General features: G+C 48.9%; 29 protein-coding genes and 1 tRNA gene. 28 read left to right on the top strand and 2 right to left on the bottom strand.

The features are described from left to right. The first annotated feature begins 83 nt into the window (after positions 1–83). From C0068_RS16260 to C0068_RS16230, 7 genes are all read left to right on the top strand, one after another. Positions 84–959 (top strand): IS982 family transposase, encoded by an 876-nt coding sequence (locus tag C0068_RS16260; protein WP_103682565.1) that lies wholly within the window; start codon positions 84–86, stop codon positions 957–959. Positions 960–1,061: 102 nt separating this feature from the next. Then, positions 1,062–1,910 carry a peroxiredoxin family protein gene (locus C0068_RS16255; protein ID WP_103685538.1) on the top strand — a complete coding sequence of 283 codons (849 nt, stop codon included), beginning with the start codon at positions 1,062–1,064 and terminating at the stop codon, positions 1,908–1,910. An 18-nt stretch (positions 1,911–1,928) separates the two neighbouring features. Then, positions 1,929–2,597, top strand: coding sequence for an NUDIX hydrolase (locus C0068_RS16250; RefSeq protein ID WP_103685537.1), 669 nt, complete (start codon positions 1,929–1,931; stop codon positions 2,595–2,597). A gap of 124 nt (positions 2,598–2,721) precedes the next feature. Continuing rightward, positions 2,722–3,171 carry an EF-hand domain-containing protein gene (locus tag C0068_RS16245; RefSeq protein WP_103685536.1) on the top strand — a complete coding sequence of 150 codons (450 nt, stop codon included), beginning with the start codon at positions 2,722–2,724 and terminating at the stop codon, positions 3,169–3,171. Positions 3,172–3,211: 40 nt separating this feature from the next. Continuing rightward, positions 3,212–3,748, top strand: a complete 537-nt coding sequence (locus C0068_RS16240) for an RNA polymerase sigma factor (RefSeq protein WP_158250013.1) — start codon at positions 3,212–3,214, stop codon at positions 3,746–3,748. Next, on the top strand, positions 3,745–4,179 hold the full coding sequence (locus C0068_RS16235) for a hypothetical protein (protein WP_103685534.1): 435 nt from the start codon (positions 3,745–3,747) through the stop codon (positions 4,177–4,179). The genes C0068_RS16240 and C0068_RS16235 overlap by 4 nt, the downstream gene beginning before the upstream one ends. Then, complete coding sequence (locus C0068_RS16230) at positions 4,176–4,658, top strand: periplasmic heavy metal sensor (RefSeq protein WP_103685533.1); 483 nt, start codon at positions 4,176–4,178, stop codon at positions 4,656–4,658. The genes C0068_RS16235 and C0068_RS16230 overlap by 4 nt, the downstream gene beginning before the upstream one ends. A 1-nt stretch (position 4,659) precedes the next feature. Here the strand turns inward: C0068_RS16230 and C0068_RS16225 are convergent, their stop codons facing one another. Next, positions 4,660–5,316 (bottom strand): lytic transglycosylase domain-containing protein, encoded by a 657-nt coding sequence (locus C0068_RS16225; protein ID WP_103685532.1) that lies wholly within the window; start codon positions 5,314–5,316, stop codon positions 4,660–4,662. Continuing rightward, positions 5,317–7,041, bottom strand: a complete 1,725-nt coding sequence (locus C0068_RS16220; protein ID WP_103685531.1) for a proline--tRNA ligase — start codon at positions 7,039–7,041, stop codon at positions 5,317–5,319. 80 nt (positions 7,042–7,121) lie between these two features. Between C0068_RS16220 and C0068_RS16215 the strand changes: the two genes are divergently transcribed. From C0068_RS16215 to tnpC, 21 genes are all read left to right on the top strand, one after another. After that, complete coding sequence (locus C0068_RS16215; protein WP_103685530.1) at positions 7,122–7,550, top strand: HIT domain-containing protein; 429 nt, start codon at positions 7,122–7,124, stop codon at positions 7,548–7,550. Between the two features lie 232 nt (positions 7,551–7,782). Next, entirely contained in the window at positions 7,783–8,202 is a 420-nt protein-coding gene (locus C0068_RS16210) for an HU family DNA-binding protein (protein WP_103685529.1), read from the top strand. A 192-nt stretch (positions 8,203–8,394) separates the two neighbouring features. Beyond that, entirely contained in the window at positions 8,395–8,643 is a 249-nt protein-coding gene (locus tag C0068_RS16205) for an FmdB family zinc ribbon protein (RefSeq protein ID WP_103685528.1), read from the top strand. A gap of 112 nt (positions 8,644–8,755) precedes the next feature. Continuing rightward, complete coding sequence (aspS, locus tag C0068_RS16200; RefSeq protein ID WP_103685527.1) at positions 8,756–10,528, top strand: aspartate--tRNA ligase; 1,773 nt, start codon at positions 8,756–8,758, stop codon at positions 10,526–10,528. 114 nt (positions 10,529–10,642) lie between these two features. Next, positions 10,643–11,398 (top strand): YebC/PmpR family DNA-binding transcriptional regulator, encoded by a 756-nt coding sequence (locus C0068_RS16195; protein WP_103685526.1) that lies wholly within the window; start codon positions 10,643–10,645, stop codon positions 11,396–11,398. 231 nt (positions 11,399–11,629) lie between these two features. Next, a complete protein-coding gene (gene ruvC / locus C0068_RS16190; protein ID WP_103685525.1) occupies positions 11,630–12,154 on the top strand; it encodes a crossover junction endodeoxyribonuclease RuvC in 525 nt (174 codons plus the stop codon). 10 nt (positions 12,155–12,164) lie between these two features. Beyond that, on the top strand, positions 12,165–12,764 hold the full coding sequence (gene ruvA, locus C0068_RS16185) for a Holliday junction branch migration protein RuvA (protein ID WP_103685524.1): 600 nt from the start codon (positions 12,165–12,167) through the stop codon (positions 12,762–12,764). Positions 12,765–12,779: 15 nt separating this feature from the next. Then, positions 12,780–13,820 (top strand): Holliday junction branch migration DNA helicase RuvB, encoded by a 1,041-nt coding sequence (gene ruvB, locus C0068_RS16180; RefSeq protein ID WP_103685523.1) that lies wholly within the window; start codon positions 12,780–12,782, stop codon positions 13,818–13,820. After that, positions 13,820–14,212 carry a tol-pal system-associated acyl-CoA thioesterase gene (gene ybgC / locus C0068_RS16175; RefSeq protein WP_199176207.1) on the top strand — a complete coding sequence of 131 codons (393 nt, stop codon included), beginning with the start codon at positions 13,820–13,822 and terminating at the stop codon, positions 14,210–14,212. The genes ruvB and ybgC overlap by 1 nt, the downstream gene beginning before the upstream one ends. A gap of 40 nt (positions 14,213–14,252) precedes the next feature. After that, positions 14,253–14,927 carry a protein TolQ gene (gene tolQ / locus C0068_RS16170; RefSeq protein WP_103685521.1) on the top strand — a complete coding sequence of 225 codons (675 nt, stop codon included), beginning with the start codon at positions 14,253–14,255 and terminating at the stop codon, positions 14,925–14,927. Between the two features lie 11 nt (positions 14,928–14,938). Beyond that, positions 14,939–15,382: a protein TolR gene (gene tolR / locus C0068_RS16165; protein WP_103685520.1), complete on the top strand. Its 444-nt coding sequence runs from the start codon at positions 14,939–14,941 to the stop codon at positions 15,380–15,382. A 5-nt stretch (positions 15,383–15,387) separates the two neighbouring features. After that, positions 15,388–16,158 carry a TonB C-terminal domain-containing protein gene (locus C0068_RS16155; protein ID WP_146047914.1) on the top strand — a complete coding sequence of 257 codons (771 nt, stop codon included), beginning with the start codon at positions 15,388–15,390 and terminating at the stop codon, positions 16,156–16,158. Further along, a complete protein-coding gene (gene tolB, locus C0068_RS16150; RefSeq protein ID WP_103685517.1) occupies positions 16,158–17,450 on the top strand; it encodes a Tol-Pal system beta propeller repeat protein TolB in 1,293 nt (430 codons plus the stop codon). Before C0068_RS16155 ends, tolB begins: the two co-directional genes overlap by 1 nt. Before the next feature lie 86 nt (positions 17,451–17,536). Continuing rightward, on the top strand, positions 17,537–18,031 hold the full coding sequence (locus C0068_RS16145; protein WP_103685516.1) for an OmpA family protein: 495 nt from the start codon (positions 17,537–17,539) through the stop codon (positions 18,029–18,031). Positions 18,032–18,048: 17 nt separating this feature from the next. Then, positions 18,049–18,858, top strand: coding sequence for a tol-pal system protein YbgF (gene ybgF, locus C0068_RS16140; protein ID WP_103685515.1), 810 nt, complete (start codon positions 18,049–18,051; stop codon positions 18,856–18,858). A 66-nt stretch (positions 18,859–18,924) separates the two neighbouring features. Continuing rightward, entirely contained in the window at positions 18,925–19,575 is a 651-nt protein-coding gene (queE, locus tag C0068_RS16135; RefSeq protein ID WP_103685514.1) for a 7-carboxy-7-deazaguanine synthase QueE, read from the top strand. A gap of 45 nt (positions 19,576–19,620) precedes the next feature. After that, positions 19,621–20,298, top strand: coding sequence for a 7-cyano-7-deazaguanine synthase QueC (gene queC, locus C0068_RS16130; protein ID WP_103685513.1), 678 nt, complete (start codon positions 19,621–19,623; stop codon positions 20,296–20,298). A gap of 70 nt (positions 20,299–20,368) precedes the next feature. Beyond that, positions 20,369–20,443: transfer RNA gene (locus C0068_RS16125), tRNA-Lys, on the top strand. 191 nt (positions 20,444–20,634) lie between these two features. Beyond that, positions 20,635–20,934 (top strand): IS66 family insertion sequence element accessory protein TnpA, encoded by a 300-nt coding sequence (gene tnpA, locus C0068_RS16120; RefSeq protein ID WP_103682445.1) that lies wholly within the window; start codon positions 20,635–20,637, stop codon positions 20,932–20,934. Next, positions 20,934–21,290, top strand: a complete 357-nt coding sequence (gene tnpB, locus C0068_RS16115) for an IS66 family insertion sequence element accessory protein TnpB (RefSeq protein ID WP_103682444.1) — start codon at positions 20,934–20,936, stop codon at positions 21,288–21,290. Before tnpA ends, tnpB begins: the two co-directional genes overlap by 1 nt. A 24-nt stretch (positions 21,291–21,314) precedes the next feature. Further along, positions 21,315–22,862, top strand: coding sequence for an IS66 family transposase (gene tnpC / locus C0068_RS16110; RefSeq protein WP_103682443.1), 1,548 nt, complete (start codon positions 21,315–21,317; stop codon positions 22,860–22,862). Positions 22,863–23,039 lie beyond the last annotated feature (177 nt).

The raw sequence follows: 23,039 nt of genomic DNA, 5'->3' as shown, positions 1-23,039 counted from the left end.
ACCCGTAGTGCATTTAGGAAGGAGGTAAGTTACTCACCCTCATAAAGAGGTTATCATTAGTTTACGAGAAAAATGGTAACGAGATGAGTAACTTACACAGCGTTTATAGCAAAATTCTGTCTCTTTTGCACGAAATTGAGCCAGCCGATAATTTTTTGAATCAAATCAGAACACCTAAGCTAAGCGATAAGGAGCTACTCGCGCTCAGTCTTGCAGCTGAAACACTGGGCATTGATTCAGAACACTTTTTGTTCAAACAGCTGCCTGCGTGCATCAATGGGAAAATTGAGCGCTCCGTTTATAACAGAAGAGCGCGAAGGTTGAGTTTTAAATTAGAAGAAATCAGAAGCGCTATTGTCACGCGATTAGATGTTGATAACGATATAAATATTGTCGATAGCATGCCATTGGAAGTGTGTAAAATGAGTCGATCTAATCGCAGTAAAATTTGCCAAGAATTTGAATCTAGCTCGCCAGATTTTGGTTTTTGTGCAGCACAAAATATGCGCTACTTTGGCTATAAGTTACACGCGGTTTGCTCACCGAGTGGCGTGTTAAAAATGTACGATATATCAAAGGCTTCGGTTCATGACATCCATTACCTAAACGATATTGAAGGCCAGTTAAACAATTGTGTTTTGATTGGCGATAAAGGGTATTTGAGCAGAGTTTGGCAAACAGATTTATTTTCATCAAGTTGTATCAATTTGCAAACACCGATGCGAAAGAACCAGAAAGAGTTTAGAGACTTTCCGGCTAAATATCGTAAAGCCAGAAAGCGGATCGAAACATTGTTTTCACAACTTTGTGACCAGTTCATGATACGGCGGAATTATGCAAAATCGTTCAAGGGTATTTCGCGCAGAATTGTGACAAAGATAGCGTCCCTCACATTAATTCAATGGTTCAACCAACGTGAAGGGAATAAATTAAACAACCTGAAAGTGGTCATTTCCTAAATGCACCACGGGTTATTTTTATAATGACTTACGCTACAACACTAAATGTGTGTTTCATAGCGAAAGTCTGAGAGCTTTGGTGAATAACAGGGATAATCATTGATGATAAAAGGCCTGATTTCACGGCTTAAGCGCTGGTATGCCATTCCCTATCTACTCTTATGTATTGGTGTTTCCGTACAGAGTATTAGCCATTTGTTGGGTGATACTGGGTTCAGTTTGTCTTGGTTGGGTGCAGCGGTGGCCGTTGTCCCGCTCGTGCTATTTATGACGATGGTTTACAGCAGGCCATACAGCCGAGTGGTACGTTTTATTGCTATTCCTGTGGTGATGGCTTTGTTGGGCGCAGTTTTGGCGGTGATTGAAATGCGGCCATTACCGACTTTTTACACGCTGTTCTTTGGCGTTGGTGGCGTATTGGTATACGTGTTTTGGTATACCTACCTCGATCGCAGTGACAATGTCTTGTTGCGCAAGGGCGCGCAGCTGCCTGATTTTGAACTGACATCACTGCAGGGTGATGTGGTATCGACCTCGAATTTTCTTGGACGACAGGTTTTATGGGTGTTTTTTCGCGGTAACTGGTGCCCAATGTGTCAGGCACAGCTAGCGGATTTGGCCAATGAGTACGATGCTTTACGTGAACGCGGCATTGAGGTGGTATTAGTTAGCCCTCAAAACAGAGAGAGAAGTGCGGCGCTGCAGTCACGCCTGGGGGCATCGATGCAGTTTTACGTTGACGACAATAATCAAGCGGCTCATAAGCTTGGAATTGTGCATCGCTACGGGGTACCACTGGGAATCTTGGGTTATGGCCAAGACACCGTGTTGCCGACGGTGCTAATGACTGACGAGGCTGGCAAGCTTATATATGTTGATCTAACTGATAATTTTAGAATTAGACCCCGAGCCGATGCACTGATAGAGGTCTTGGATGAGGCGTGGGTTTAGTCTTACAGGAATAAATAAATGACAAGCGAAATTAGAGCAGCCGCGACGGCTGTCATCGTGCGCGATAGCGACAATGGCATAGAAACCTTACTTTTGCGCAGACATAAGCAGCTTAAAGTTGGTGGTGGTCACTGGGTATTTCCAGGTGGCACCGTTGATCCCGAGGATATCCTTGGCACCAGTAGCGATGAGGAGGCGGCGCGAGCGGCGGCAATTCGTGAGACTGAGGAAGAGGCTGGCATTTTCTTGCGAGCAGAAGACTTACTACTCCTTTCCCACTGGACGACTCCTCCCTCAATGGGGCGCCGATTTGCGACCTGGTTTTATTTGGCTGAGGGGGATCACGCCGATGTGGTGGTTGATGGCGAAGAAATGGATGATTTTAGCTGGGCGACGCCGGCGCATTTCCTAGAGCTTCATCGCCTTGGTGAACTTGCCCTTATGCCACCAACCGTCGTTACTCTGACGGAATTAGCTGCCTGCGCTAAACGGGTAGACGCCGCGGCGTTTTATACTAATCGCAGCGTGCCGTATTTTGAGCCTAAAGTATCGTCTCATAACGATATTGTGTGCATGTTATATGGTGGCGATGCGGGTTATGGCGACGTAGACCCTACTATTAGCGGCCCTAGAAATCGCTGCTATTTAGAGGCCGGGGTTTGGCGATATGAGTTCAGCGCTGAATAAAATCACTCGCTATTGGAAAATAGTTGTTGCTCCCGCGAAGGATTTTTTTGCTTGCCGTGTTTAATCATTAACGGCCGTAACAATGAAGCAAAATTCTGAACGATGATTCTTTGGAGTACCCATCATGAATACAGCACAAAAAGTATTAAGCGTTATTATTTCTTTGGCTGCAATGTCTGCAATCGCTGGCGAAGAGGGGAAGAAACGCCCTAATTTCGATCTAAACGGCGATGGTGCAGTCACCACTGAAGAGCTGTCTCAACACCGTCAGGCCATGTTTGCAAAGATGGACTTAAATGGCGACGGCAACCTGACTCGCGAAGAAATGACCGAATACAAAGCCAAAATGAAGGCTGAGCGTGAGGCAAACAAAAAGGACCGTTTTGACCGTGCCGATGCCAATGAAGACGGACAAATTTCTGCAGAGGAATTTGCTGCAAGCACAGACGCAATGGCAAAGCGAATGGATCGCAATGGTGACGGAACCATTGACCGTCGTGAAATGTTTAAGTCGATGCGAGACCATGGTGGGCGTCATGATGGCGAGCATCGTAAAGCTAAAGATGAGGCCTAATTGACTTCCGTCCGCGCTCGCCAACTTAATGGGATTCAGTGTGCAGTTATCTGACTTTGAATTGATGCGGCGAGTCGCGGACGGCGATCAACAGGCGTTTTCAACGCTGTTGGATCGGCACAGCAAAATGGTTTTAAACCTTAGCTATCGTATTGTGTTGTCGAGGGATGATGCAGAAGATCTCTGCCAAGAGGTGTTTGAACGGCTTTGGACACAGGCCCCAACGTGGCGAGATGACGCTAAACTCACAACTTGGCTACATCGGGTGACGAGTAATTTGGCACTTAATTACAGTCAACGTGTTCAGCAGCGCCACGTGTTAGATGATGGCTTGGTTGAATTTATTGTAGATAGTGCGGTGTCAGATGAGCCAGTAAATGAAGATGAGAATACCGCCGTGCTCGATGCCTTGAAGGCCTTGCCAGACAGTCAGCGAGCGGTGATGGCCTTTCGCTTTTATCAAGATACATCAGTTAAAGATATTGCAAAGATTATGGGTTTATCTGCCAAAGCAGTTGAGTCATTAATTGGTCGTGCGAAGCAGCAGCTTAAGGCAAGATTGGGAGGTCGGGAATGAAACGGGTGGAGCGAATTTTCTCTGCGTTGATAGCGAGATACGGTGCAGATGCAGCGGCTTGGCCATTCATTTACCGCTTATTTTTGCCTGCATTTCTAAGCTCGCAAGTCTGTGCCTCGCTGTGGCGTGAGGCGCAAATCGAAGACGCGCATTTGCGTGGTCTGTATAAAAACACTCTGCCTGAGCTGGAGCCAAGCGCAGCGTTACAAGCGCATTTGGCGACTATTGCTAGTCCGCGCAGGCAGCCAATACGCGAATCTTTTATGCCGGTTTGGCGTTTGAGTTTTACCGCGGCAATGGCGTCGGCATTGCTGGGGGTGGCATTGGGTGCAGGCGGTTATTTAGCCGATTATACCGACCCAGACACCTATACCTTTGACGCTACGGCGAGCTATGAAGTGAGTAATTGGATTGCAGGTACCGATTTATGAATGCGCGTAAAGGTCTAGTTATAGCCCTATTTGTGTCGTTGGTAATCAACGGGATTTTACTTGGCTTATACGCTGGTCACCGTTTAATGGGTGAAGAGCGTCACGCTATGCACGGTATGGCCAAACAGCTTTTAAAGGACGAGCCCAAAGAGCTGGCTGAACCCATGCGTCAGGTGCTTGAAATGCATCGCAAAGACATGGCAAGGGCGTATCGAAAATTACGCTCCGCCAAGCGTGATATGGTTGAAATTCTAAAGCGAGAGACTGCGACTGAGGCTGATATTAAAAGCGGTTTTAAAGCTATTCGAATTGCAGATAATAATTTAAAGCAGGTGAGTCATGAAGTATTGGCAACGGTATTGGCCACACTTCCTCCGGAGCAAAGATTGAAGTTTGCTATGCGTGAATTAGGGCGTATGCAAAAGAAGGGGCCACCAGCAAGGCCAGAAATGCAAGCCGGTGATAAACCACCCCGTTAATTCAGTGGGTTTTTAATTCGCCGTTATACCAGTGGCGTCGCCAGCGGTCGAATACCCTTTCGGGGTACCAGCTTTTCCCGAGGCTGCCGTTGTAGCGCGCTAGGGCGCGGTGAAGATTGCCTTTTTCTTTTTGTAAGTAAAATTGCAAAATTTGGCAGCCATAGCGCAAATTGGTGTCGGTGTTAGTGAGGTTGTCGTCGGGGCGGCCGATTTCATTTTTCCAAAAAGGCATTACTTGCATTAAGCCCTGAGCGCCAACACGGGATACCGCAAAGCGATCAAAATAACTCTCTACTTCAATTAGCGCCAATACCAGCTCTGGGCTAAGTCCGGCGGCACTTGCTTCGCGGTGTACGCTGCGCAAAAAAGTTAAGCGCTCCTGCGGGTCGCCGATGTATCTGGTCATGCGGCTGGACATATCAAATAGCCACACCTCTGCGTCAAAGCGATCTTTAAAACTGTCTGCTTCGGCGATGGCTTGCTTTAGAAAAATACCTAACTCTTCACGCTCTAATTGCTCAGCGGAGAGGTTAGCTGTTGTCGAAGCTAGGCTAGTTTCGGCGGCGTCACTTTTTGCGGGGGTTATTATTAAGGCCAATAAGAGCAAGCTCGACGCCAATACGCCGCGCTTGCTTAGCGCACTCCGCCACCCTTTCATTTAGCGAGGTAATTGCTGCTGAATAAAGTCGACGATGTCGTCAACGGCAACATCTTCGTTGTCGTTTGCACTGCGGTTTTTATATTCGAGCATGCCATTGTCTAAACCGCGATCACCAATCACGATGCGGTGGGGGATGCCTACCAGCTCCATGTCGGCAAACTTAACGCCGGGGCGCTCGTTACGATCATCAAGCAAAACGTCGTAGCCCAGTCCGCGCAATGTGGTGTAGAGTTGCTCTGCATGTTCGCGAACGCGCTCAGACTTTTGAATGTTTAAGGGCACGATGGCAATTTCAAATGGCGCAATACTGCTTGGCCAAATAATCCCTTTGTCGTCGTGATTCTGCTCAATGGCTGAGGCGACGACGCGGGTTACGCCAATGCCGTAACAACCCATAATCATGGTTTGATCTTTGCCGTTCTCGTTGAGCACGGTGGCTTTCATTGCCTCAGAGTACTTTGTGCCAAGTTGGAATATATGGCCGACTTCGATGCCGCGTTTAATCAGCAAGCTGCCTTGGCCATCGGGGCTTGGGTCACCTTCGACAACGTCGCGTAAATCCGCGGTTTCGGTAAAGCTTGCGTCTCTTTCCCAGTTCACGCCGCTTAAGTGGAAGCCGTCTTCATTGGCGCCGCAAATAAAATCTGCGCAATGTGCAGCACTGCGATCGGCTATTACGCGGATGTTCAATCCGACAGGGCCTATTGAGCCGGGTTTGCACTTCAGTGTGGTTTGAATGTCTTCCTCGCTTGCAAAGGTGAGGGGCGAGGCGACGCCAGCAATTTTCTCGGCTTTTATTTCATTTAAATTGTGATCGCCGCGAACCACCAGCGCGATTAGCTCTTTCTTGCCGTTTTCGTCTGCGTCGCTGTATACGATGAGAGTTTTTAGTATTTGCGTGGCCGCTACTTTCAACAGGGCGCTGACTTCATCAATGCTATGCGCGTCGGGGGTGGCAATTTTTTCCACGGCACTGTTTGGCGCTGGGCGTTCGCCAGCGGGGGCTAGTGCTTCTGCCATTTCGACGTTGGCGGCGTAGTCTGATGTGTCAGAAAAGGCGATATCGTCTTCGCCAGAAGAGGCGAGGACGTGGAATTCGTGGGAACCGCTACCGCCGATCGAGCCGGTGTCGGCGATAACGGGACGAAAGTCTAAGCCCAAACGCGTAAATATCCGGGTATAGGTGGCATGCATCACATCGTATGTGGCCTGCAGGGACTCTTGGTCATTATGGAAGGAATATGCGTCTTTCATAATAAATTCCCGCGAGCGCATAACGCCAAAGCGGGGGCGAATTTCGTCGCGGAACTTGGTTTGAATTTGATAAAAGTTTGCCGGTAGCTGTTTATAGCTTTTAATTTCATTCCGGATTAGGTCGGTAATGACCTCCTCATGGGTAGGGCCGAGGCAGAAGGCGCGGTTGTGGCGATCACCGATTCTTAGCAGCTCAGCACCGTATTGCTCCCAGCGGCCAGATTCTTCCCAAAGCTCGGCGGGTTGTACAACGGGCATCATGACCTCCATTGCGCCGCTGCGATCCATTTCTTGGCGAATGATGGTTTCAACTTTTCGCAGTACCCGCAGGCCCATCGGCAGCCATGTATAGAGACCTGTTGCGAGCTTGCGTATCATGCCTGCTCGTAACATAAGTTGGTGGCTGATGACTTCAGCGTCGGCTGGAGTTTCTTTTTGGGTTGCGATCAGAAGTTGGCTAGCGCGCATGGTGTAATGTTGGCCTTGTTTATCAGAGTTTGCGCATTTTACGATTGATCGATAGCGCGGTACAGGGCGTAGGGGGAGTGATGTTCAAATTGCATGAAGTATTAGCGCGAGATTGCGCTGTGGTAGGTGATTTACCACTGTGCAGAGTCTTGTTGATGAACGATAGTCAGTATCCGTGGTTAATTTTAGTACCGCGGCGTGAGGAGGTGCGTGAGGTTTGCGATCTGAATGAAGGAGATCAGCAGCTATACCTCAAGGAGTCTAATATCACGTGTGCGGTGTTACAAAATGAGTTCGCGGCAGAAAAACTGAATGTCGCTGCGCTCGGTAATATGGTGCCACAACTACATATTCACCATATTGCTAGATTTACCACCGACGTGGCATGGCCAAAGCCCGTTTGGGGACTGCATCCTGCCCAGCCGTATGCGACGGATGCCTTGAATGAGCGAGTCAGTCAGCTCCGTGCAGCATATGCCAAGAGTGCTTCGGCGCTAGTGGTGGCGTAAGTCGGGGCGTAAAAAGCCCCAGTCGCAATTTAATAATTCGGCTTAGAATACAAAAAACGCCTTTTTTACAGTGTTTTGAGCGAAAAAGACCGTAATAATCTTGTATTGGTGGGCACAATCTACTATAGATAGTCGCAGGCACAGATTCGTGATTGGCATGCGGTATTGCTGGTTGGTGCTTATAACTGTTTTTAGGCCAATAAAACTTAACGTGTGATACAGGAAAATTCTAATGGCGATTAAAAAAGCTGCTCCCAAAAAAGCTGCCCCAAAAAAAGCTCCAGCTAAGGCTAAAGCAAAGGTTGCTGCCGCTGCTGCCGCACCTAAGCGCAAAACTACTGCTATCTCTGAGAAAATGACCAAAACTCAAATTCTGACTGAGATCGCAGAAAACACCAATCTGACTCGCAAGCAGGTAGGTGATGTTTTAGAAGAGCTGGAAGTACTAATTGAGCGCAGTGTTAAAAAGCGTGCCTTGGGTGAGTTCACCATCCCAGGTTTGATGAAAATTACGACCGTTAAAAAGCCTGCGACCAAAGCTCGTAAAGGGATTAATCCATTTACTGGCGAAGAAACAATGTTTAAAGCCAAGCCCGCCAGCGTTGCGGTTAAGGTTCGTCCATTGAAAAAACTGAAAGATTTCGCTATCTAAGCCAAATCTTCTCCCAGCCCCGGCATATTTTCATGTGTTCGGGGCTGATTTCCCCGTTTTAAACGTTTATTTCCCTTCATATTCACAGCTGCATTTATTGCCAGCCCCGCTTTGCGTTATAATCCGGCTCCTTTTGCGCCGCTTGGCTCGATATGACTTCTTATATGTGTTTTGAGTTTTGGGAGTTTTCCAATGCCTATTTATGAATATCAGTGCAAAGCCTGCCAACATGAACACGAGGCGCTGCAAAAAATGAGCGATCCTGCGTTAACAGATTGCCCAGAATGCGGTGCTGCTGAGTTGGTGAAAAAGATTTCCGCGGCGGGTTTTCGTTTAAAAGGTGGCGGTTGGTACGAGACTGACTTTAAAAGCGGCGACAAGAAGAAAAATTTAGCGGGCGAGAGCTCAGCTGGTGGCTCGTCCTCAGCATCAGAAGCTTAGGATTAGGCACTGCAGCTGCCTATGTGGCTCTGCACATTGAGTGATTGGCGCAGCACTTAGGTGCCAATGGGATAAATTTAGATACATATTTGATATAGCGAGAATAGAACACATGCGCAGTCATTATTGCGGCAGCTTGGGTAGTGAACATATCGATCAAGAAGTCACCTTGTGTGGCTGGGTAGACCGTCGTCGAGATCATGGCGGGGTTATCTTCCTCGATATGCGCGACCGCGAAGGAATCGTGCAGGTCGTATTTGACCCCGATACCGAGGAGCATTTCCGCACGGCTGACCGTGTGCGAGGCGAGTACGTACTGAAAATTCGCGGCCGAGTCCGCGCGCGGGCTGGTGCAACCGTCAATGCCAATATGAAGACTGGCGAGATCGAAGTGCTTGGTAAGGAACTGGAAATTCTGAATGAGTCAGAAACGCCACCATTCCAGCTCGACGACCACACCAATGTTGGTGAAGACGTTCGCTTGCGCTACCGCTATTTAGATCTACGTCGGCCACAGATTTCTGACAAGCTGCGCCTGCGTGCAAAGATTACCTCGGTATTGCGTCGCTACCTAGACAGTCAGAACTTCTTAGATATTGAAACACCTATCTTGACCCGCGCTACGCCAGAGGGTGCTCGCGACTATTTGGTGCCTAGCCGCACCCATGCCGGTAAATTCTTCGCGCTGCCCCAGTCACCTCAGCTATTTAAACAGCTACTAATGGTGTCTGGTTTTGATCGCTATTATCAAATTGCCAAGTGCTTCCGCGACGAAGACCTACGTGCTGATCGCCAGCCAGAATTTACCCAGATCGACATCGAAACCTCCTTTATGGATGACAAGCAGATTATGGCTGTCACCGAGGGCATGATTGGCGATTTGTTTAAAGAAGTGATGAATATTGATCTCGGTAGCTTCCCAACCATGAAATACGCCGAGGCTATGTCGCGTTTTGGTAGTGATAAGCCGGACATGCGTATTCCTTTGGAATTGGTTGACGTTGGCGACCTGATGCAAGAGGTCGAGTTTAAAGTGTTCTCTGGTCCAGCCAAAAGTGCAGATGGCCGTGTTGCGGCATTGAAAGTGCCAGGCGGCAATGAGGCGCTGAGCCGTAAGCAAATTGACGAGTACACGAAATTTGTAGGTATTTACGGTGCCAAGGGCTTGGCCTATATCAAGGTCAACGATAAGTCTGACCTAGAAAATGGCCTGCAGTCACCCATTGTGAAGTTTTTGCCAGAGCCTGTGCGCGAAGCAATTTTGGCTCGTCTTGAGGCTGAAAATGGCGATCTTATCTTCTTCGGCGCCGATACCACCAAGGTGGTGAATGAAGCGCTGGGAGCGTTGCGCTGTAAATTGGGTGAGGACCTTAATTTATACACCTGTGAATGGGCGCCGCTTTGGGTTGTGGATTTCCCAATGTTTGAGCAAGACGGCAATGGCAACTGGACCTCACTGCACCATCCGTTCACCGCACCCTCATGTTCGCCAGAAGAATTGGAAAAGGCGCCCGGCGAGGCCTTGTCTATCGCCTATGATATGGTGTTAAACGGCACTGAATTAGGTGGCGGTTCTGTTCGTATCCACCGCAGAGAAATGCAGCAAGCGGTATTCCGCGTACTAGGTATTGGACCAGAAGAAGCAGAAGAGAAGTTTGGCTTCTTGCTGGATGCATTGAAATACGGTGCGCCGCCACACGGTGGTTTGGCCTTCGGTTTAGATCGCTTGGTGATGTTGATGACCGGCGCTAAGTCTATTCGCGACGTTATTGCTTTCCCTAAAACCCAGAGTGCGGCCTGTGTTATGACCGACGCACCAGGTGTTGTAGAGAGCAAGCAGTTGGGCGAGTTAAATATTCGTCTACGCAAATTAGAAGAAAAATAATCGCCTTGAGCGCTTAGCTGCGTCCATTGCCTTCGGGTGATGGGCGCAATCCAAACATCACAGCTGCATCGCTGGCGTAAGTAATAGTGTTCCATTGCTTATAGAGAGGCTGATATGGCGGGTCATAGTAAGTGGGCCAATATCAAACACCGCAAAGCTGGGCAAGATGCTAAGCGCGGGAAGATTTTTACCAAACTCATTCGAGAAATAGTGGTTGCTGCGCGGGCTGGCGGGCCTTCGCCGGAGGATAACCCTCGTTTGCGGGCAGTGGTTGATAAGGCGCTAACCGCAAATATGAAACGCGATACCGTCGACAAGGCTATCGCGCGTGGCGCAGGCAATACCGATACCGATAATTACGATGAAGTGACCTACGAAGGTTATGGGCCTGGTGGCGTAGCTGTTTTGCTTGAATGCATGACGGATAACCGCAATCGGACAGTAGCTGAGGTTCGGCACGCCTTTAATAAGCGTGGCGGTAATTTAGGTACCGACGGCTCGGTGGCGTATCTTTTTACTCGGATCGGTCAAATTCATTATTCGGCCGAGTTAGATGAAGAGCGACTGTTAGAGGCAGCGCTTGAAGCTGGTGCGGTTGACGTTATTGTCCACAGCGATGGCGCTATTGAAGTGCAAACCGAGTTTGCAGATTTTATGGCGGTAAAAGATGCAATGACCTCTGCTGGGTTTGTACATGAACATGCCGATATTCAAATGCTTCCAGCAACAACGGTGGCGCTAGATGTGTCGGGCGCGGAATCAATATTGGGTTTGATTGATGCCTTGGAAGACCTCGATGACGTTCAGAATGTGTATACCAATGCGGATATTTCAGATGATATTTTCGCTGAATTAGCTGGTGACGATTAATCTCGGTCTAATTCTCCCTGCGACCCTCTCCGCGGCGTGTCATTATTTCGACAAATCTGTGCATAATAGCGCTGGAACCTGCTCGTAAATTACTGAGTATGTTGGCTTTCATTGCTTAATATAAAAGCCTGAAGCCTGTTAAGGAATGCTAGCGGTTTGCGTCTAGATCAATAATTACTATAGTGTCGATACCGCGTTTACACAGACAAGAAGCGAAAAGCTTTAGGATCTATGACTATTATTTTGGGGGTCGACCCCGGCTCGCAAAAGACCGGTTTTGGTGTGATAGAGGTGAACGGAAATCATCACCGTTATATCACCAGCGGTGTTATTCGCCTTCCTCAGGGCCCTTTGCCTGCTCGCCTCGATATTATTTTTAAAAGTTTAAGCACAATTATTACTGAATACGCACCGGTGGAAGCGGTGGTAGAAGAAGTCTTTATGGCTAAAAGTGCGGGATCCGCCTTAAAGCTGGGGCAAGCGCGAGGTGCGGCGGTGGTGGCCTGTGTTAGTCATAATTTGTTGGTGGCAGAATATACCGCTAGGCAAATTAAAAAAGCGGTGGTGGGAAGTGGCGCTGCCGACAAGGCCCAAATCCAACATATGGTTAAAATACTGCTCAAATTGCCTGCGGCGCCGCAAGAGGATGCGGCTGACGCACTGGCGGCGGCGATTTGCCATGCGAATGCTCGTCAAGGTTTGCAAAATATGGCAGCAGAGCCCGCATTGCGCCTGCGGCGTGGGCGTCTTAAATAAGGATGTATAAATGATTGGCCGATTGCGCGGTGTACTGCTAGAAAAGCAGGCGCCGGAAATAGTAATAGATGTTAACGGTGTGGGGTATGAGGTGTTGGTGCCTATGACCACGCTATATGGCTTACCTGCGCTTGGGCAGGTGGTGTCGCTTTACACTCAGTTTATAGTTCGCGAAGATGCACAGCAGCTATTTGGATTTAGCGATGTGACCTCGCGACGCTTATTTCGCGATTTGATCAAGGTCAACGGGGTCGGGCCTAAATTGGCGCTGACCATCATGTCGGGTATCGACAGCGACGAGTTTGTGCAGTGCGTACAAGACGGTAATACGGCAGCATTGGTGAAGCTGCCGGGGGTGGGGAAAAAGACCGCTGAGCGCCTAATTATTGAAATGCGCGACCGTTTGAAGGACTGGGAATTACCCAATTCAAATTCTAAAACAGTTGCGCCAGTAGGTGCTGCAAAACTGAATATTGCTGAAGCAGAGGCCGCGCTGGTGGCCTTGGGGTATAAGCCTCAGGAAGCGAGCAAGGCGATTAGTGCCTTAAAAGCAGATGACGCGAGTAGCGAGGAATTGATTCGCGCCGCCTTAAAAAACATGATCAAGTGAAGACCTTAATCTGACATGATAGAAATTGATCGCCTAGTGGCCCCCGATGCCAGCGAGCCGCTAGAAGAGCGCTTTGACCGCGCAATACGGCCCAAAACATTGGCAGATTATATTGGCCAGCCAGCGGTGCGCGAGCAAATGAATATCTTTGTCAGCGCGGCACGGATGCGTAATGAACCTCTTGATCACACCTTAATATTCGGCCCACCTGGCTTGGGTAAAACCACCTTGGCAAATATTTTGGCCAATGAAATGGGGGTGTCATTAAAGACGACCTCTGGGCCTGTGCTAGAAAAAGCCGGTGACCTCGCTGCGCTAATGACTAATCTCGATGCGGGCGATGTCTTGTTTATCGATGAGATTCACAGGCTCAGCCCTAATATAGAAGAGATACTTTATCCGGCGATGGAGGATTATCAGCTGGATATCATGATCGGTGAGGGTCCTGCTGCCCGTTCTATTAAATTAGACTTGCCGCCGTTCACTTTAGTGGGGGCAACGACTCGCGCGGGATTGCTCACCTCGCCATTGCGAGATCGCTTCGGCATAGTGCAGCGTTTAGAGTTTTATGGCGTAAAGGATCTCGCCACGATTGTTGCAAGGTCTGCCAATATTTTGGGTATGCAGTTAGATACTGAGGGCGCCCATGAGATTGCTCTTAGGTCTAGAGGGACACCGCGTATCGCCAACCGTCTGCTCCGTCGAGTGCGTGACTATGCCGAGGTGAAGTCTGATGGCGTGGTGAGTAAGGACATCGCAGATCAGGCGTTAAATATGCTAAATGTAGACAGCAGTGGCTTTGATCATTTAGATCGCCGCTTATTATTGGCAATGATTGAGCGCTTTGATGGCGGGCCGGTGGGTGTAGACAGTTTGGCGGCGGCAATAAGCGAAGAGCGCGGCACCATCGAAGATGTATTAGAACCCTATTTGATTCAGCAGGGCTTTATCATGCGCACGCCAAGAGGGCGGGTGGTAACCAATCATGCTTACCGGCATTTTGGCTTGGAATTGCCGAAAAACGGCGATATTACCGAAAATGGCGGCGAGCGCTGATGGAATTCAAAATGCCGCTACGGGTCTACATGGAAGACACGGATGCTGGCGGTATCGTTTTTTATGTTAATTACTTAAAATTTTTTGAGCGTGCCCGTACAGAATACATGCGCGCCCTAGGCTTTCATAAAGCGGCGTTTATTGACGAGTCCTTGATGTTTGTTGTGACCGAGCTAACGACAAAATATTTGCGGCCAGCTATGTTGGATGAGCAACTAATTGCGAGTGCCAAGGTCATAGCGGCGGCAAAAGCGTCATTGAGCTTTGAGCAGAAAATTTATCGTGGCGATGAAGTTTTATGTCATGGCCAGGTTAAGTTGGCCTGTGTAGACAAGCTAACTTTAAAACCAAAGCGTTTACCGGAAGCATTGTTATCAGTGCTTACTCTTTAAAAACATATAGTGTGAAAACAAGAAACGACGGGAGTTAACTGTGGGACAAGAGCTTTCCATTTGGCATTTAGTTAGCCAAGCCAGTTTGTTTGTGCAGCTTATTATGCTGATTTTACTGCTGGCCTCGGTAGTGTCGTGGTATCAAATTGCCCAGCGGGTGATGTATTTCAATCAAGCGCAGACTGAAATAGCCCGTTTTGAATCGCGATTTTGGTCGGGTACGGATTTGAATACCCTGTATACCGAGGGCGGTGACAAACGCGTTGTGATGGGTATGGAAAGTGTGTTCCGTGCTGGATTTAAAGAATTTACGCGTTTGGCAAAGAAAAAGCTCGACTCTGACGCCATGATGGAGGCTTGTCAGCGCTCTATGCGCGTTGCGCTTTCTCGTGAAGAAGAGGCGATGGAGCACGGTCTGCCGTTTTTGGCCACCGTTGGCTCAACCAGTCCTTACGTCGGTCTGCTGGGAACTGTGTGGGGAATTATGGGCTCCTTCCACGGCCTTGGCCAAGTGCAGCAAGCCACCTTGGCAACCGTTGCACCGGGTATTTCAGAGGCTTTGGTGGCAACGGCAATGGGTTTGATCGCGGCGATTCCAGCCGTTGTGTCATATAACCGCTTTTCTGCCAAAGTGGACTCTTTTGCTGGTAAGTACGACACCTTCTCTGAAGAGTTCTCTAGCATTCTGCATCGCCAGATTCATTCGCGAGATTAGGAGCACTGGCTATGTCTCGGCGAAATAAACGCAAACCCATGTCAGACATCAATGTGGTTCCTTATATTGATGTCATGCTGGTGTTATTGATTGTATTTATGGTGACGGCGCCCTTGCTAGTGCAGGGTGTGCAGGTAGATCTGCCGCAAGCATCCACTGAACCGGTTCCGCAAACCGACGACGACCCTATTGTGGTCTCGGTGGATAAAGCGGGCAAATATTATGTAACGCTTGGTGATCCTGAAAAGCAAGGTGAGCCGGTAGAGCTGGCAGAAATTGGTGATAAATTAGGCAAGATATTACGCAATAAACCAAAGACTCCTGTCATGGTAAAAGGTGATGGCGCGGTGGATTACGCTAGTGTTGTTGCTGCAATGGCGGCCCTGCAGGGCGCTGGTGCGACGTCGATCGGCTTAATTACCGAGGAACCACAGTCGCGCAGCGGAGCGAAATAAGCGCGATGAATGATATTAAATTGGTGCCGGCGGCGGTAACGGTAGTTTTACATGGCGTGGCCATTGGCTTTTTATTATTTGGGATACCCAAGGACAGCCGAGTTATTGAGCTGAAAGCCAAGCCTTTAGCAATTCAGGCCAAGCTGGTGCTTGAGAAACCGGTGTCGCGTCCTGCTAAGCCTGCTCCGGCGCCGAAGCCAACACCTAAGCCTGTGGTAAAACCGGAGCCAAAGCCAGAACCGGTGAAAAAGCCCGAGCCCAAACCAGAGGTGAAAAAGCCAGCGCCAAAACCGGCGCCAAAGCCCAAGCCCAAAGGGCCGACGCCGGAAGAAATTCGCAAGAAGAAGGCTGAGGAAAAGGCGCGGGAAGAGGCTAAGCAGCGTGCCCTGGAAGAGGAGATACGGCGCCAGCAGCAAAAAGAGCTGGCAGATGCCCTGGCCTCGGAAGATGATTTGGTAGAAGAAGGCGAGCTCGCCTCTACTTATGGTGATTTGATTCAAAAATTGATTCAAGATAATTGGTCTAGGCCATTGTCTGCCCGCAACGGTATGCAGGCGACTATTCAGATCATGACCACACCGACAGGTGAAATTGTAGGCCATCAAATTATTAAAAGTAGCGGTGATCAGGCGTTTGATTTGTCGGTAACAAGGGCGGTGACGCGCTTAGGAAGAATTGACGAGCTAGCTAAGCTGGCTAAAGAAGATATGCGCGCCTATGAGAAGAACTTTCGGCGCTTTAATATTAATTTCTCACCCCAAGATTTGAGGCGGTAATGTTGATACGAATTATTACAGCACTAATATTTTTGGCGGCCAGCAGCGTGTCTATGGCTGATCTCACCATTGAAATAAATAAGGGCAAGGATGACCCCGTGCCAATAGCGATAGTGCCGTTTGGTTGGCAGCCGGGTTTGACGGTGGCGGAAGATATTGCGTCTATTGTAGAAAGTGATCTTCACCGCAGTGGCCAGTTTGCTCCCCTGAGTCGTACCGATATGTTGGGGCGGCCACGCAACTCGACGGAAGTATATTACCGAGATTGGAAAAGCCTCGGTGTTGATTACGTTGTAGTAGGTACGCTTTCCCAAGAGGTTACCGGCACCGTAACAGCAAATTACGAGCTTTTAGACGTAAATACCCAGCGCGTAATACTCACTGGCAAGGAATCGGTAAGTATCGATAAGCCTCGTTATCTCGCGCATACCGTTAGCGACAAAATATATGAAAAACTCACAAATATTCGTGGTGCTTTTCGTACTCAATTGCTTTATGTTTCCGCTGTTCGCGAAGGGGGTAACCGAACCCGCTTCCGTTTGCTGAAAAGCGATATCGATGGAGCCAATGAATCGGTGTTATTTGACAGTCGAGAGCCAATTATGGCGCCGACGTGGTCACCCGATGGTCAGAAAATTGCCTACGTATCTTTTGAAACAACGCGTCCTGCTATTTATATACAGGACCTGCGAACTAATGCGCGTACACAACTTACGTCATTTAAGGGTTTGAATGGTGCTCCCGCTTTTTCACCAGATGGAGCAAAAATGGCGATGGTGTTGTCAAAGGATGGCAGCCCCGACATATATGTAATGGATTTGGCGAGTGGTGATTTACAAAGAGTGACAAATCACTTTGCTATAGACACCGAGCCAGCTTGGATGCCGGACGGAAAGTCGATTGTATTTACCTCTGACCGCGGCGGTAAACCTCAGATTTACAAGGTTAACGTGAGTAGTGGTGCAGTGGAACGGGTTACATTTGATGGTGACTATAATGCCAGGGCGAGGGTGCTGGCAGATGGTTTAGGCTTAGTCATGGTACATAGAGAGAATGGTAATTTTCACATTGCGGTCATGGATTTGAAACGCAACCGTGTCGAAATTCTCACTACGACTAATTTGGACGAGTCACCTAGTGTGGCGCCAAACGCCAGTATGTTATTGTACGCTACGCAGTATGATGGCAAGGGGGTCTTGGCGGCAGTATCGATAGACGGCGGTGTGAAGTACAGATTGCCGTCGCGATTCGGGGATGTGCGCGAACCGGCTTGGTCGCCTTTTCTTCAATGAAGTAGAAGCCGGAAAATGAAATACCGACCAGACAATGGATATTGTATGGTCGGAAATGTTTAAACAAAACTTGACGGGAAAATGCCATGAAATACCAAGCAAAAAATATGTTTTTGGGTGTAGCTTTCTTCAGCGCGTTGTTGGCTGGTTGTGCTTCAACTGACACTGATGCTAGCGGCCAGGAAGGCGCTGACAAAGTAAGTACGTACACAGAATCAACTGATTCTATGAACGATTCGTACAACACTGACGACATGGCGAACCTCGAAACTGTATTTTATTTCGAATTCGACCAAGCAACTTTGACTGTGAAAGCTCGTAAAGCGTTGGACGCGCAAATTGCACGTCTGAAAAAGACCACTGGCCCAGTGCGCCTGGAAGGTCATGCTGACGAACGCGGTACTCGTGAGTACAATATAGCCTTGGCTGAGCGTCGTGCAATTTCAGTTGCTGATTACATGGCAATTAATGGCATTCCACGCTACCGTATAGAAACTGTTAGCTACGGTGAAGAGCGTCCAGTTGCATTCGGTCAATCTGAATCAACGTACTCGCAAAACCGTCGCGTAGAACTGAAGTAATTAGAAAAGGCGTACTGATGCAGTTTATAAAACCACTGTTTTTGCTGCTGCCGGCAGCGTGTTTGTCGGCGCAACTTTGGGCGCAAGCCCCAGTTGTTGATGTAAGTTCCTCTCGGTCTGATGCGCAATCAGGTCGGGGTATGGAAGGGGAAATGTATCAGCAGCTGCAACTGCTGCGCCAAGAAATTATGGCGCTGCGGGGAACAGTGGAAGAACAAGGGCATCAGTTACGCCAGCTTAAACAGCAGAGTTTAGATCGCTATATTGATATTGATCGCCGATTAGGCGCTGGTGGAAGTGCCAATAGCGCGATGGGCGATACCACTGAAATTGATCCAAGCATGACGTCGCCTACTGGCGATGCAGAAATGCCTGAATCAAGCAACCAAAATGCCCCAGCGGCAACAGCTGCTGCATCGGGTTCTTCATTTGTTCTCGATGGCAATGAGTCATCCGATTACGCAACAGCCTATGATTTGGTGAAAAGCGCTTCATATGGCCAAGCAATTGAGGCTTTTTTAGCCTATGCAGAAAAATATCCTGCGGGGCGTTACACGCCAAACGCATGGTATTGGCTCGGCGAGTTATACGTCGCTATTAAACCTCAAAATTTACCCGCTTCTACCGAAGCATTTCAGCGCCTGCTGACCGATTATCCCGATCATGGCAAAGTCCCTGCAGCCATGTATAAATTGGGTACCGTGTATTTCCTAAATGGCGACAAGAAAAAGTCGCAGGAAATGCTGACCCATGTCATTGATCGTTATGGTAATACCGGAAACTCTGCGGTAAATAAATCGCGCGAATTTCTCCGTAAGAATTTTTGATTTTCGCGGAGCAAGGCTTACGCGGCTGATCTCCGGTAAAAATCCAGCATCCGGTAGCCAGCCTGCATGAACGCAAATACCCTACGCATCACTGAAATCTTTTATTCTCTTCAGGGTGAATCTCGTACCTTGGGCTTACCTACGGTGTTTGTGCGCCTGACGGGCTGCCCATTACGTTGTGTTTACTGTGACACCGAATATGCCTTTCATGGCGGTGAGCGCCGTCAATTGGACGACATCTTAAAAGAAGTCGCCTCGTATAAGCCTCGTTATGTTTGTGTGACCGGTGGCGAACCCCTAGCTCAGCCAGAGTGCCATACACTGCTTTCGGCATTATGTGATGCGGGTTATCAAGTGTCGCTAGAGACAAGTGGTGCATTGAGCGTTGCCCAAGTCGACCCTCGCGTTTCAAAAGTGATGGATTTAAAAACACCAGCTTCCGGTGAAGTACATCGCAATCTTATGGATAATATCGCCTTCATCACTGCTCACGACCAAATTAAATTCGTGCTCTGTGATCGTGAAGATTACGACTGGGCGCGCTTTCAGTTAGATACCCACAAATTGTCAGAAAAAGCAGGGGAGGTGCTGTTTTCCCCGAGCTTTGGCCAGTTAAGCGCGACTGATTTGGCTAACTGGATTGTGGAAGACAATCTACCGGTGCGTTTTCAAATGCAATTACATAAATTACTGTGGAATGACGCTGCAGGACATTGAATAAGTGCGCCTGAGTGGCGCGGAAGCAGAAGTAGAGGAATAGTTTTGGCAAAAAAAGCGGTAGTACTGGTATCTGGCGGATTAGACAGCGCAACAGTGCTTGCTCAGGCGGTAGCGGCAGGCTACGAGTGCTACGCCCTAGCATTTGACTACGGTCAGCGTCACCGCGCCGAATTGGTAGCCGCTAAGCGGGTTGCCGAAACTGGTGGGGCGACAGAGTTTAAAGTCATACGATTAGATCTAAGCAGTATTGGCGGCTCAGCATTAACCGACATGAATATTGCTGTACCTGACGCTGGTGCTACAGGTATTCCTGTCACCTATGTTCCAGCAAGGAATACGGTCTTTTTGTCTATCGCGCTAGGTTGGGCGGAGGTTTTGGATGCGGACGATATCTTTATTGGTGTGAATGCCGTGGACTACTCGGGCTACCCCGACTGTCGTCCAGCGTTTATCGACGCATTTGAAACACTAGCGAATGTCGCGACCAAGGCCGGAGTGGAGGGACACGGTATGCAGATCCACACACCGCTGATGACTTTAAGTAAGGCTGAGATTGTAAAGGCCGGCACTGCTCTTGGTGTCGATTATGCGCAAACTGTGTCGTGTTATAGCGCGAATGACGACGGCGAGGCCTGTGGGCGTTGCGATAGCTGCTTTCTCCGGCGAGAGGGGTTTGAACAGGCCGGCATAAACGATCCAACACGATATAGCAAGCAGTAATATATCTGTATTTTTTATGCGTAGGTGCTTGTTTTTTATTTAGAAATCCGTATTATAAGCGCCTCTTTCGGGGCCGTTAGCTCAGTGGTAGAGCAGTTGGCTTTTAACCAATTGGTCGATGGTTCGAATCCATCACGGCCCACCATCAAATTCCGAAGAAAATCAAAGCGTTGCAGATGTGCAGCGCTTTTTTTTCGTCTCTACTTTTAGTTTTTATAGTGTCTGTGACGGATCTGTGACAGATCCGTGCCAAATCTGTGTAAGCGCTCAATAAACCCCATCTAATAATTTCGTCGCGGTAGATTTACTCTTCAGTTTTAAGCTGAGGAGTCGTCCATGAACACAATCAACAAAACACAATTCTGGCAAGACCACGTCTCTGCTTGGCAAGGCAGCAACCTATCTCAAGCTGCGTATTGCAAGCAGCATGAGATCAAGTTTCACAACTTTGCTTATTGGCGTAATCGGCTGAGCCCCGCAAAAGAACCGGCTGCGAAATTAATGAAGCTGGGCGGTATGCCGACCTCATCTCGTATGATCATGAATTTGCCGCTGGGCGTTCGATTGGAATTATCCGCCAACGATTTGCCTGTTGTCTTGCCCGTGGTACTACATATCCTGCGGGAGTCGAACTGATGCTGCGGCCGACCTCCCATGTTGAGGTCTATTTGTACATGGCTCCGGTGGATATGCGCAAGTCCATCAACGGATTGGCCGCGCTGGTTGAAACCGAGCTGGCGCTCTCGCCGATGATGGAGGTGCTATTTGTATTTTGTAATCGTGGCCGGGATAAAATCAAACTTCTGTATTGGGAGCGAAACGGTTTTGTGGTCTGGTATAAGCGCCTAGAAAAGCAGCGCTTTAAATGGCCTCGCCAATGCGAATCCGGCTATGAATTACGCGATGGTCGCGACTTAAACTTTTTGCTTGATGGCTTGGATATTTGGCGCAATAAACCGCATGAAACCTTGTATTTTGATTCGGTTAGCTGACTCACTTTTGATATAATACACAGCATGACACCGCCTCCCACCAACACACTTCCCGATGATATTTCTGCACTCAAAGCTTTGCTGTTTGAGAAAGAACTTCGCCTCAATGAGAAGGATAAACGCATCTCGTTACTCGAAGAGCAAGTGCGTTTACTCAGGCATAAACGCTTTGCGGCCAGTAGCGAGAAGTCGGACGAACAGGCCGAGCTGTTTAATGAAGCCGAAGCGGCTGAGCCTGCTTCTGAAGACGACCTTAGCGAAAACACGGATGACGCCGAAACCGAAACGATCCAATACGAGCGTCGCAAATCTCGTGGTCGTAAATCGTTGCCTGCTGACTTGCCTCGCGTCCGTATCGAACATGACCTGTCTGATGTAGAGAAAGTCTGTGACTGCGGTTGTGCGCTAACGCATATTGGCGAAGACACCAGCGAGCAGTTGGATATCATTCCCGCAACCGTCCAAGTCTTAGTACACGCCCGACTGAAATACGCCTGCAAAGCGTGTGAGTCGACAGTATGTACCGCCGCATTACCCGCACAGCCCATTCCAAAGAGCAATGCGAGCCCAGGCCTACTGGCGTATATCGCTACCGCGAAATACCAAGATGCGCTGCCGCTGCACCGCCAAGAAGCCATCTTCAAACGGATGGAAATTGATATCCCCCGCAACACCCTCGCGAATTGGATGATGCGCAGCGGCGAATTGATCGCGCCACTCATCACCCAGCTTGATCACGAGCTTCGCCGAGGCAAAATCATCCAGTGCGACGAAACGCCGCTTCAGGTATTAAACGAACCGGACAGGCCCGCGAGTAGCCAATCGTATATGTGGGTCAGGCGTAGTGGCGCCCCAGATCACCCCATCGTGTTGTATGACTATGCGCCGAGTCGCGCTGGCAGCGTGGCGAAGAACTTACTCACGGGTTTTAGTGGTTATCTGCAAACCGATGACTATGCAGGCTACCATGCCGTCGGCCGCCAAGAAGATATTAGCCATGTGGGGTGCTGGGCACACGCACGCCGTAAATTCATTGATGCCCAAAAGGCGGCTATCTCCAAAGACAAAAAGACTACCCGCACCGGCAAGGCCGATGTGGCCATTAACTATATTGCCAAGCTGTATGCTATCGAAAAGCAGGCGAAGGACGCGAGCAGCGAAGCCCGTCACCAGCTGCGACAAGACAAAAGCGTTCCGATCCTCAATGCCCTTAGGGAGTGGTTGGACAAAACTTTACACAGTACCTTGCCCAAAGGCCTGCTGGGTACCGCACTGGGTTATCTCAATAAAAATTGGGAAAAGTTGATTCGATACACGGAAGATGGTGACGTGAATATTGATAACAACCTTGCCGAGAATGCCATCCGGCCTTTTGTTATAGGTCGCAAGAACTGGCTGTTTAGCGCAACGCCTAGAGGTGCTCATACCAGCGCCGCTATTTATAGTTTAATCGAAACGGCAAAAGCCAATGGCCTTGAGCCTTACGTGTATTTGTGCAAAGTCTTTAATCAATTACCAAGTATGACAACAACCGAAGAATTACAGGCATTGTTGCCGTGGGCAAACGCCTAATACAGAAAAGTAGCAGGAAGGCAGTCGCCTTCTTGGCAACGCCATCCAATCCCTTGCTGCCCCTCATCCTTGAGATTACCTTCCATGCTGTAGACTCATCCAGAGCCTGTAGAAAACTATAGGTGCATTATCTGAGTTTGCAAATAATTAATTGGGCGGGGTTTGTTGAGCGCTTAC

This window comes from Zhongshania marina (genome assembly GCF_002915595.1).
Taxonomy (GTDB): Bacteria; Pseudomonadota; Gammaproteobacteria; order Pseudomonadales; family Spongiibacteraceae; genus Spongiibacter; species Spongiibacter marinus_B.
Note: the sequence above shows the minus strand (reverse complement) of the source record. Positions and strands in the feature narration are given on the sequence as shown.

Bases quoted from the DNA above. Each gene is read 5' to 3' on its own strand.
- queE (WP_103685514.1), top strand. From the start codon at position 18,925: ATGAACGCAAATACCCTACGCATCACTGAAATCTTTTATTCTCTTCAG.
- C0068_RS16220 (WP_103685531.1), bottom strand. From the start codon at position 7,041: ATGCGCGCTAGCCAACTTCTGATCGCAACCCAAAAAGAAACTCCAGCC.
- ruvB (WP_103685523.1), top strand. From the start codon at position 12,780: ATGATAGAAATTGATCGCCTAGTGGCCCCCGATGCCAGCGAGCCGCTA.
- C0068_RS16245 (WP_103685536.1), top strand. From the start codon at position 2,722: ATGAATACAGCACAAAAAGTATTAAGCGTTATTATTTCTTTGGCTGCA.
- C0068_RS16250 (WP_103685537.1), top strand. From the start codon at position 1,929: ATGACAAGCGAAATTAGAGCAGCCGCGACGGCTGTCATCGTGCGCGAT.
- C0068_RS16205 (WP_103685528.1), top strand. From the start codon at position 8,395: ATGCCTATTTATGAATATCAGTGCAAAGCCTGCCAACATGAACACGAG.
- C0068_RS16215 (WP_103685530.1), top strand. From the start codon at position 7,122: ATGTTCAAATTGCATGAAGTATTAGCGCGAGATTGCGCTGTGGTAGGT.
- C0068_RS16145 (WP_103685516.1), top strand. From the start codon at position 17,537: ATGAAATACCAAGCAAAAAATATGTTTTTGGGTGTAGCTTTCTTCAGC.
- ruvC (WP_103685525.1), top strand. From the start codon at position 11,630: ATGACTATTATTTTGGGGGTCGACCCCGGCTCGCAAAAGACCGGTTTT.
- tolB (WP_103685517.1), top strand. From the start codon at position 16,158: ATGTTGATACGAATTATTACAGCACTAATATTTTTGGCGGCCAGCAGC.
- C0068_RS16260 (WP_103682565.1), top strand. From the start codon at position 84: ATGAGTAACTTACACAGCGTTTATAGCAAAATTCTGTCTCTTTTGCAC.
- ruvA (WP_103685524.1), top strand. From the start codon at position 12,165: ATGATTGGCCGATTGCGCGGTGTACTGCTAGAAAAGCAGGCGCCGGAA.
- tnpB (WP_103682444.1), top strand. From the start codon at position 20,934: ATGCTGCGGCCGACCTCCCATGTTGAGGTCTATTTGTACATGGCTCCG.
- aspS (WP_103685527.1), top strand. From the start codon at position 8,756: ATGCGCAGTCATTATTGCGGCAGCTTGGGTAGTGAACATATCGATCAA.
- tolR (WP_103685520.1), top strand. From the start codon at position 14,939: ATGTCTCGGCGAAATAAACGCAAACCCATGTCAGACATCAATGTGGTT.
- C0068_RS16230 (WP_103685533.1), top strand. From the start codon at position 4,176: ATGAATGCGCGTAAAGGTCTAGTTATAGCCCTATTTGTGTCGTTGGTA.
- C0068_RS16210 (WP_103685529.1), top strand. From the start codon at position 7,783: ATGGCGATTAAAAAAGCTGCTCCCAAAAAAGCTGCCCCAAAAAAAGCT.
- C0068_RS16225 (WP_103685532.1), bottom strand. From the start codon at position 5,316: ATGAAAGGGTGGCGGAGTGCGCTAAGCAAGCGCGGCGTATTGGCGTCG.
- C0068_RS16155 (WP_146047914.1), top strand. From the start codon at position 15,388: ATGAATGATATTAAATTGGTGCCGGCGGCGGTAACGGTAGTTTTACAT.
- ybgC (WP_199176207.1), top strand. From the start codon at position 13,820: ATGGAATTCAAAATGCCGCTACGGGTCTACATGGAAGACACGGATGCT.
- tnpC (WP_103682443.1), top strand. From the start codon at position 21,315: ATGACACCGCCTCCCACCAACACACTTCCCGATGATATTTCTGCACTC.
- C0068_RS16255 (WP_103685538.1), top strand. From the start codon at position 1,062: ATGATAAAAGGCCTGATTTCACGGCTTAAGCGCTGGTATGCCATTCCC.
- C0068_RS16235 (WP_103685534.1), top strand. From the start codon at position 3,745: ATGAAACGGGTGGAGCGAATTTTCTCTGCGTTGATAGCGAGATACGGT.
- C0068_RS16195 (WP_103685526.1), top strand. From the start codon at position 10,643: ATGGCGGGTCATAGTAAGTGGGCCAATATCAAACACCGCAAAGCTGGG.
- ybgF (WP_103685515.1), top strand. From the start codon at position 18,049: ATGCAGTTTATAAAACCACTGTTTTTGCTGCTGCCGGCAGCGTGTTTG.
- tnpA (WP_103682445.1), top strand. From the start codon at position 20,635: ATGAACACAATCAACAAAACACAATTCTGGCAAGACCACGTCTCTGCT.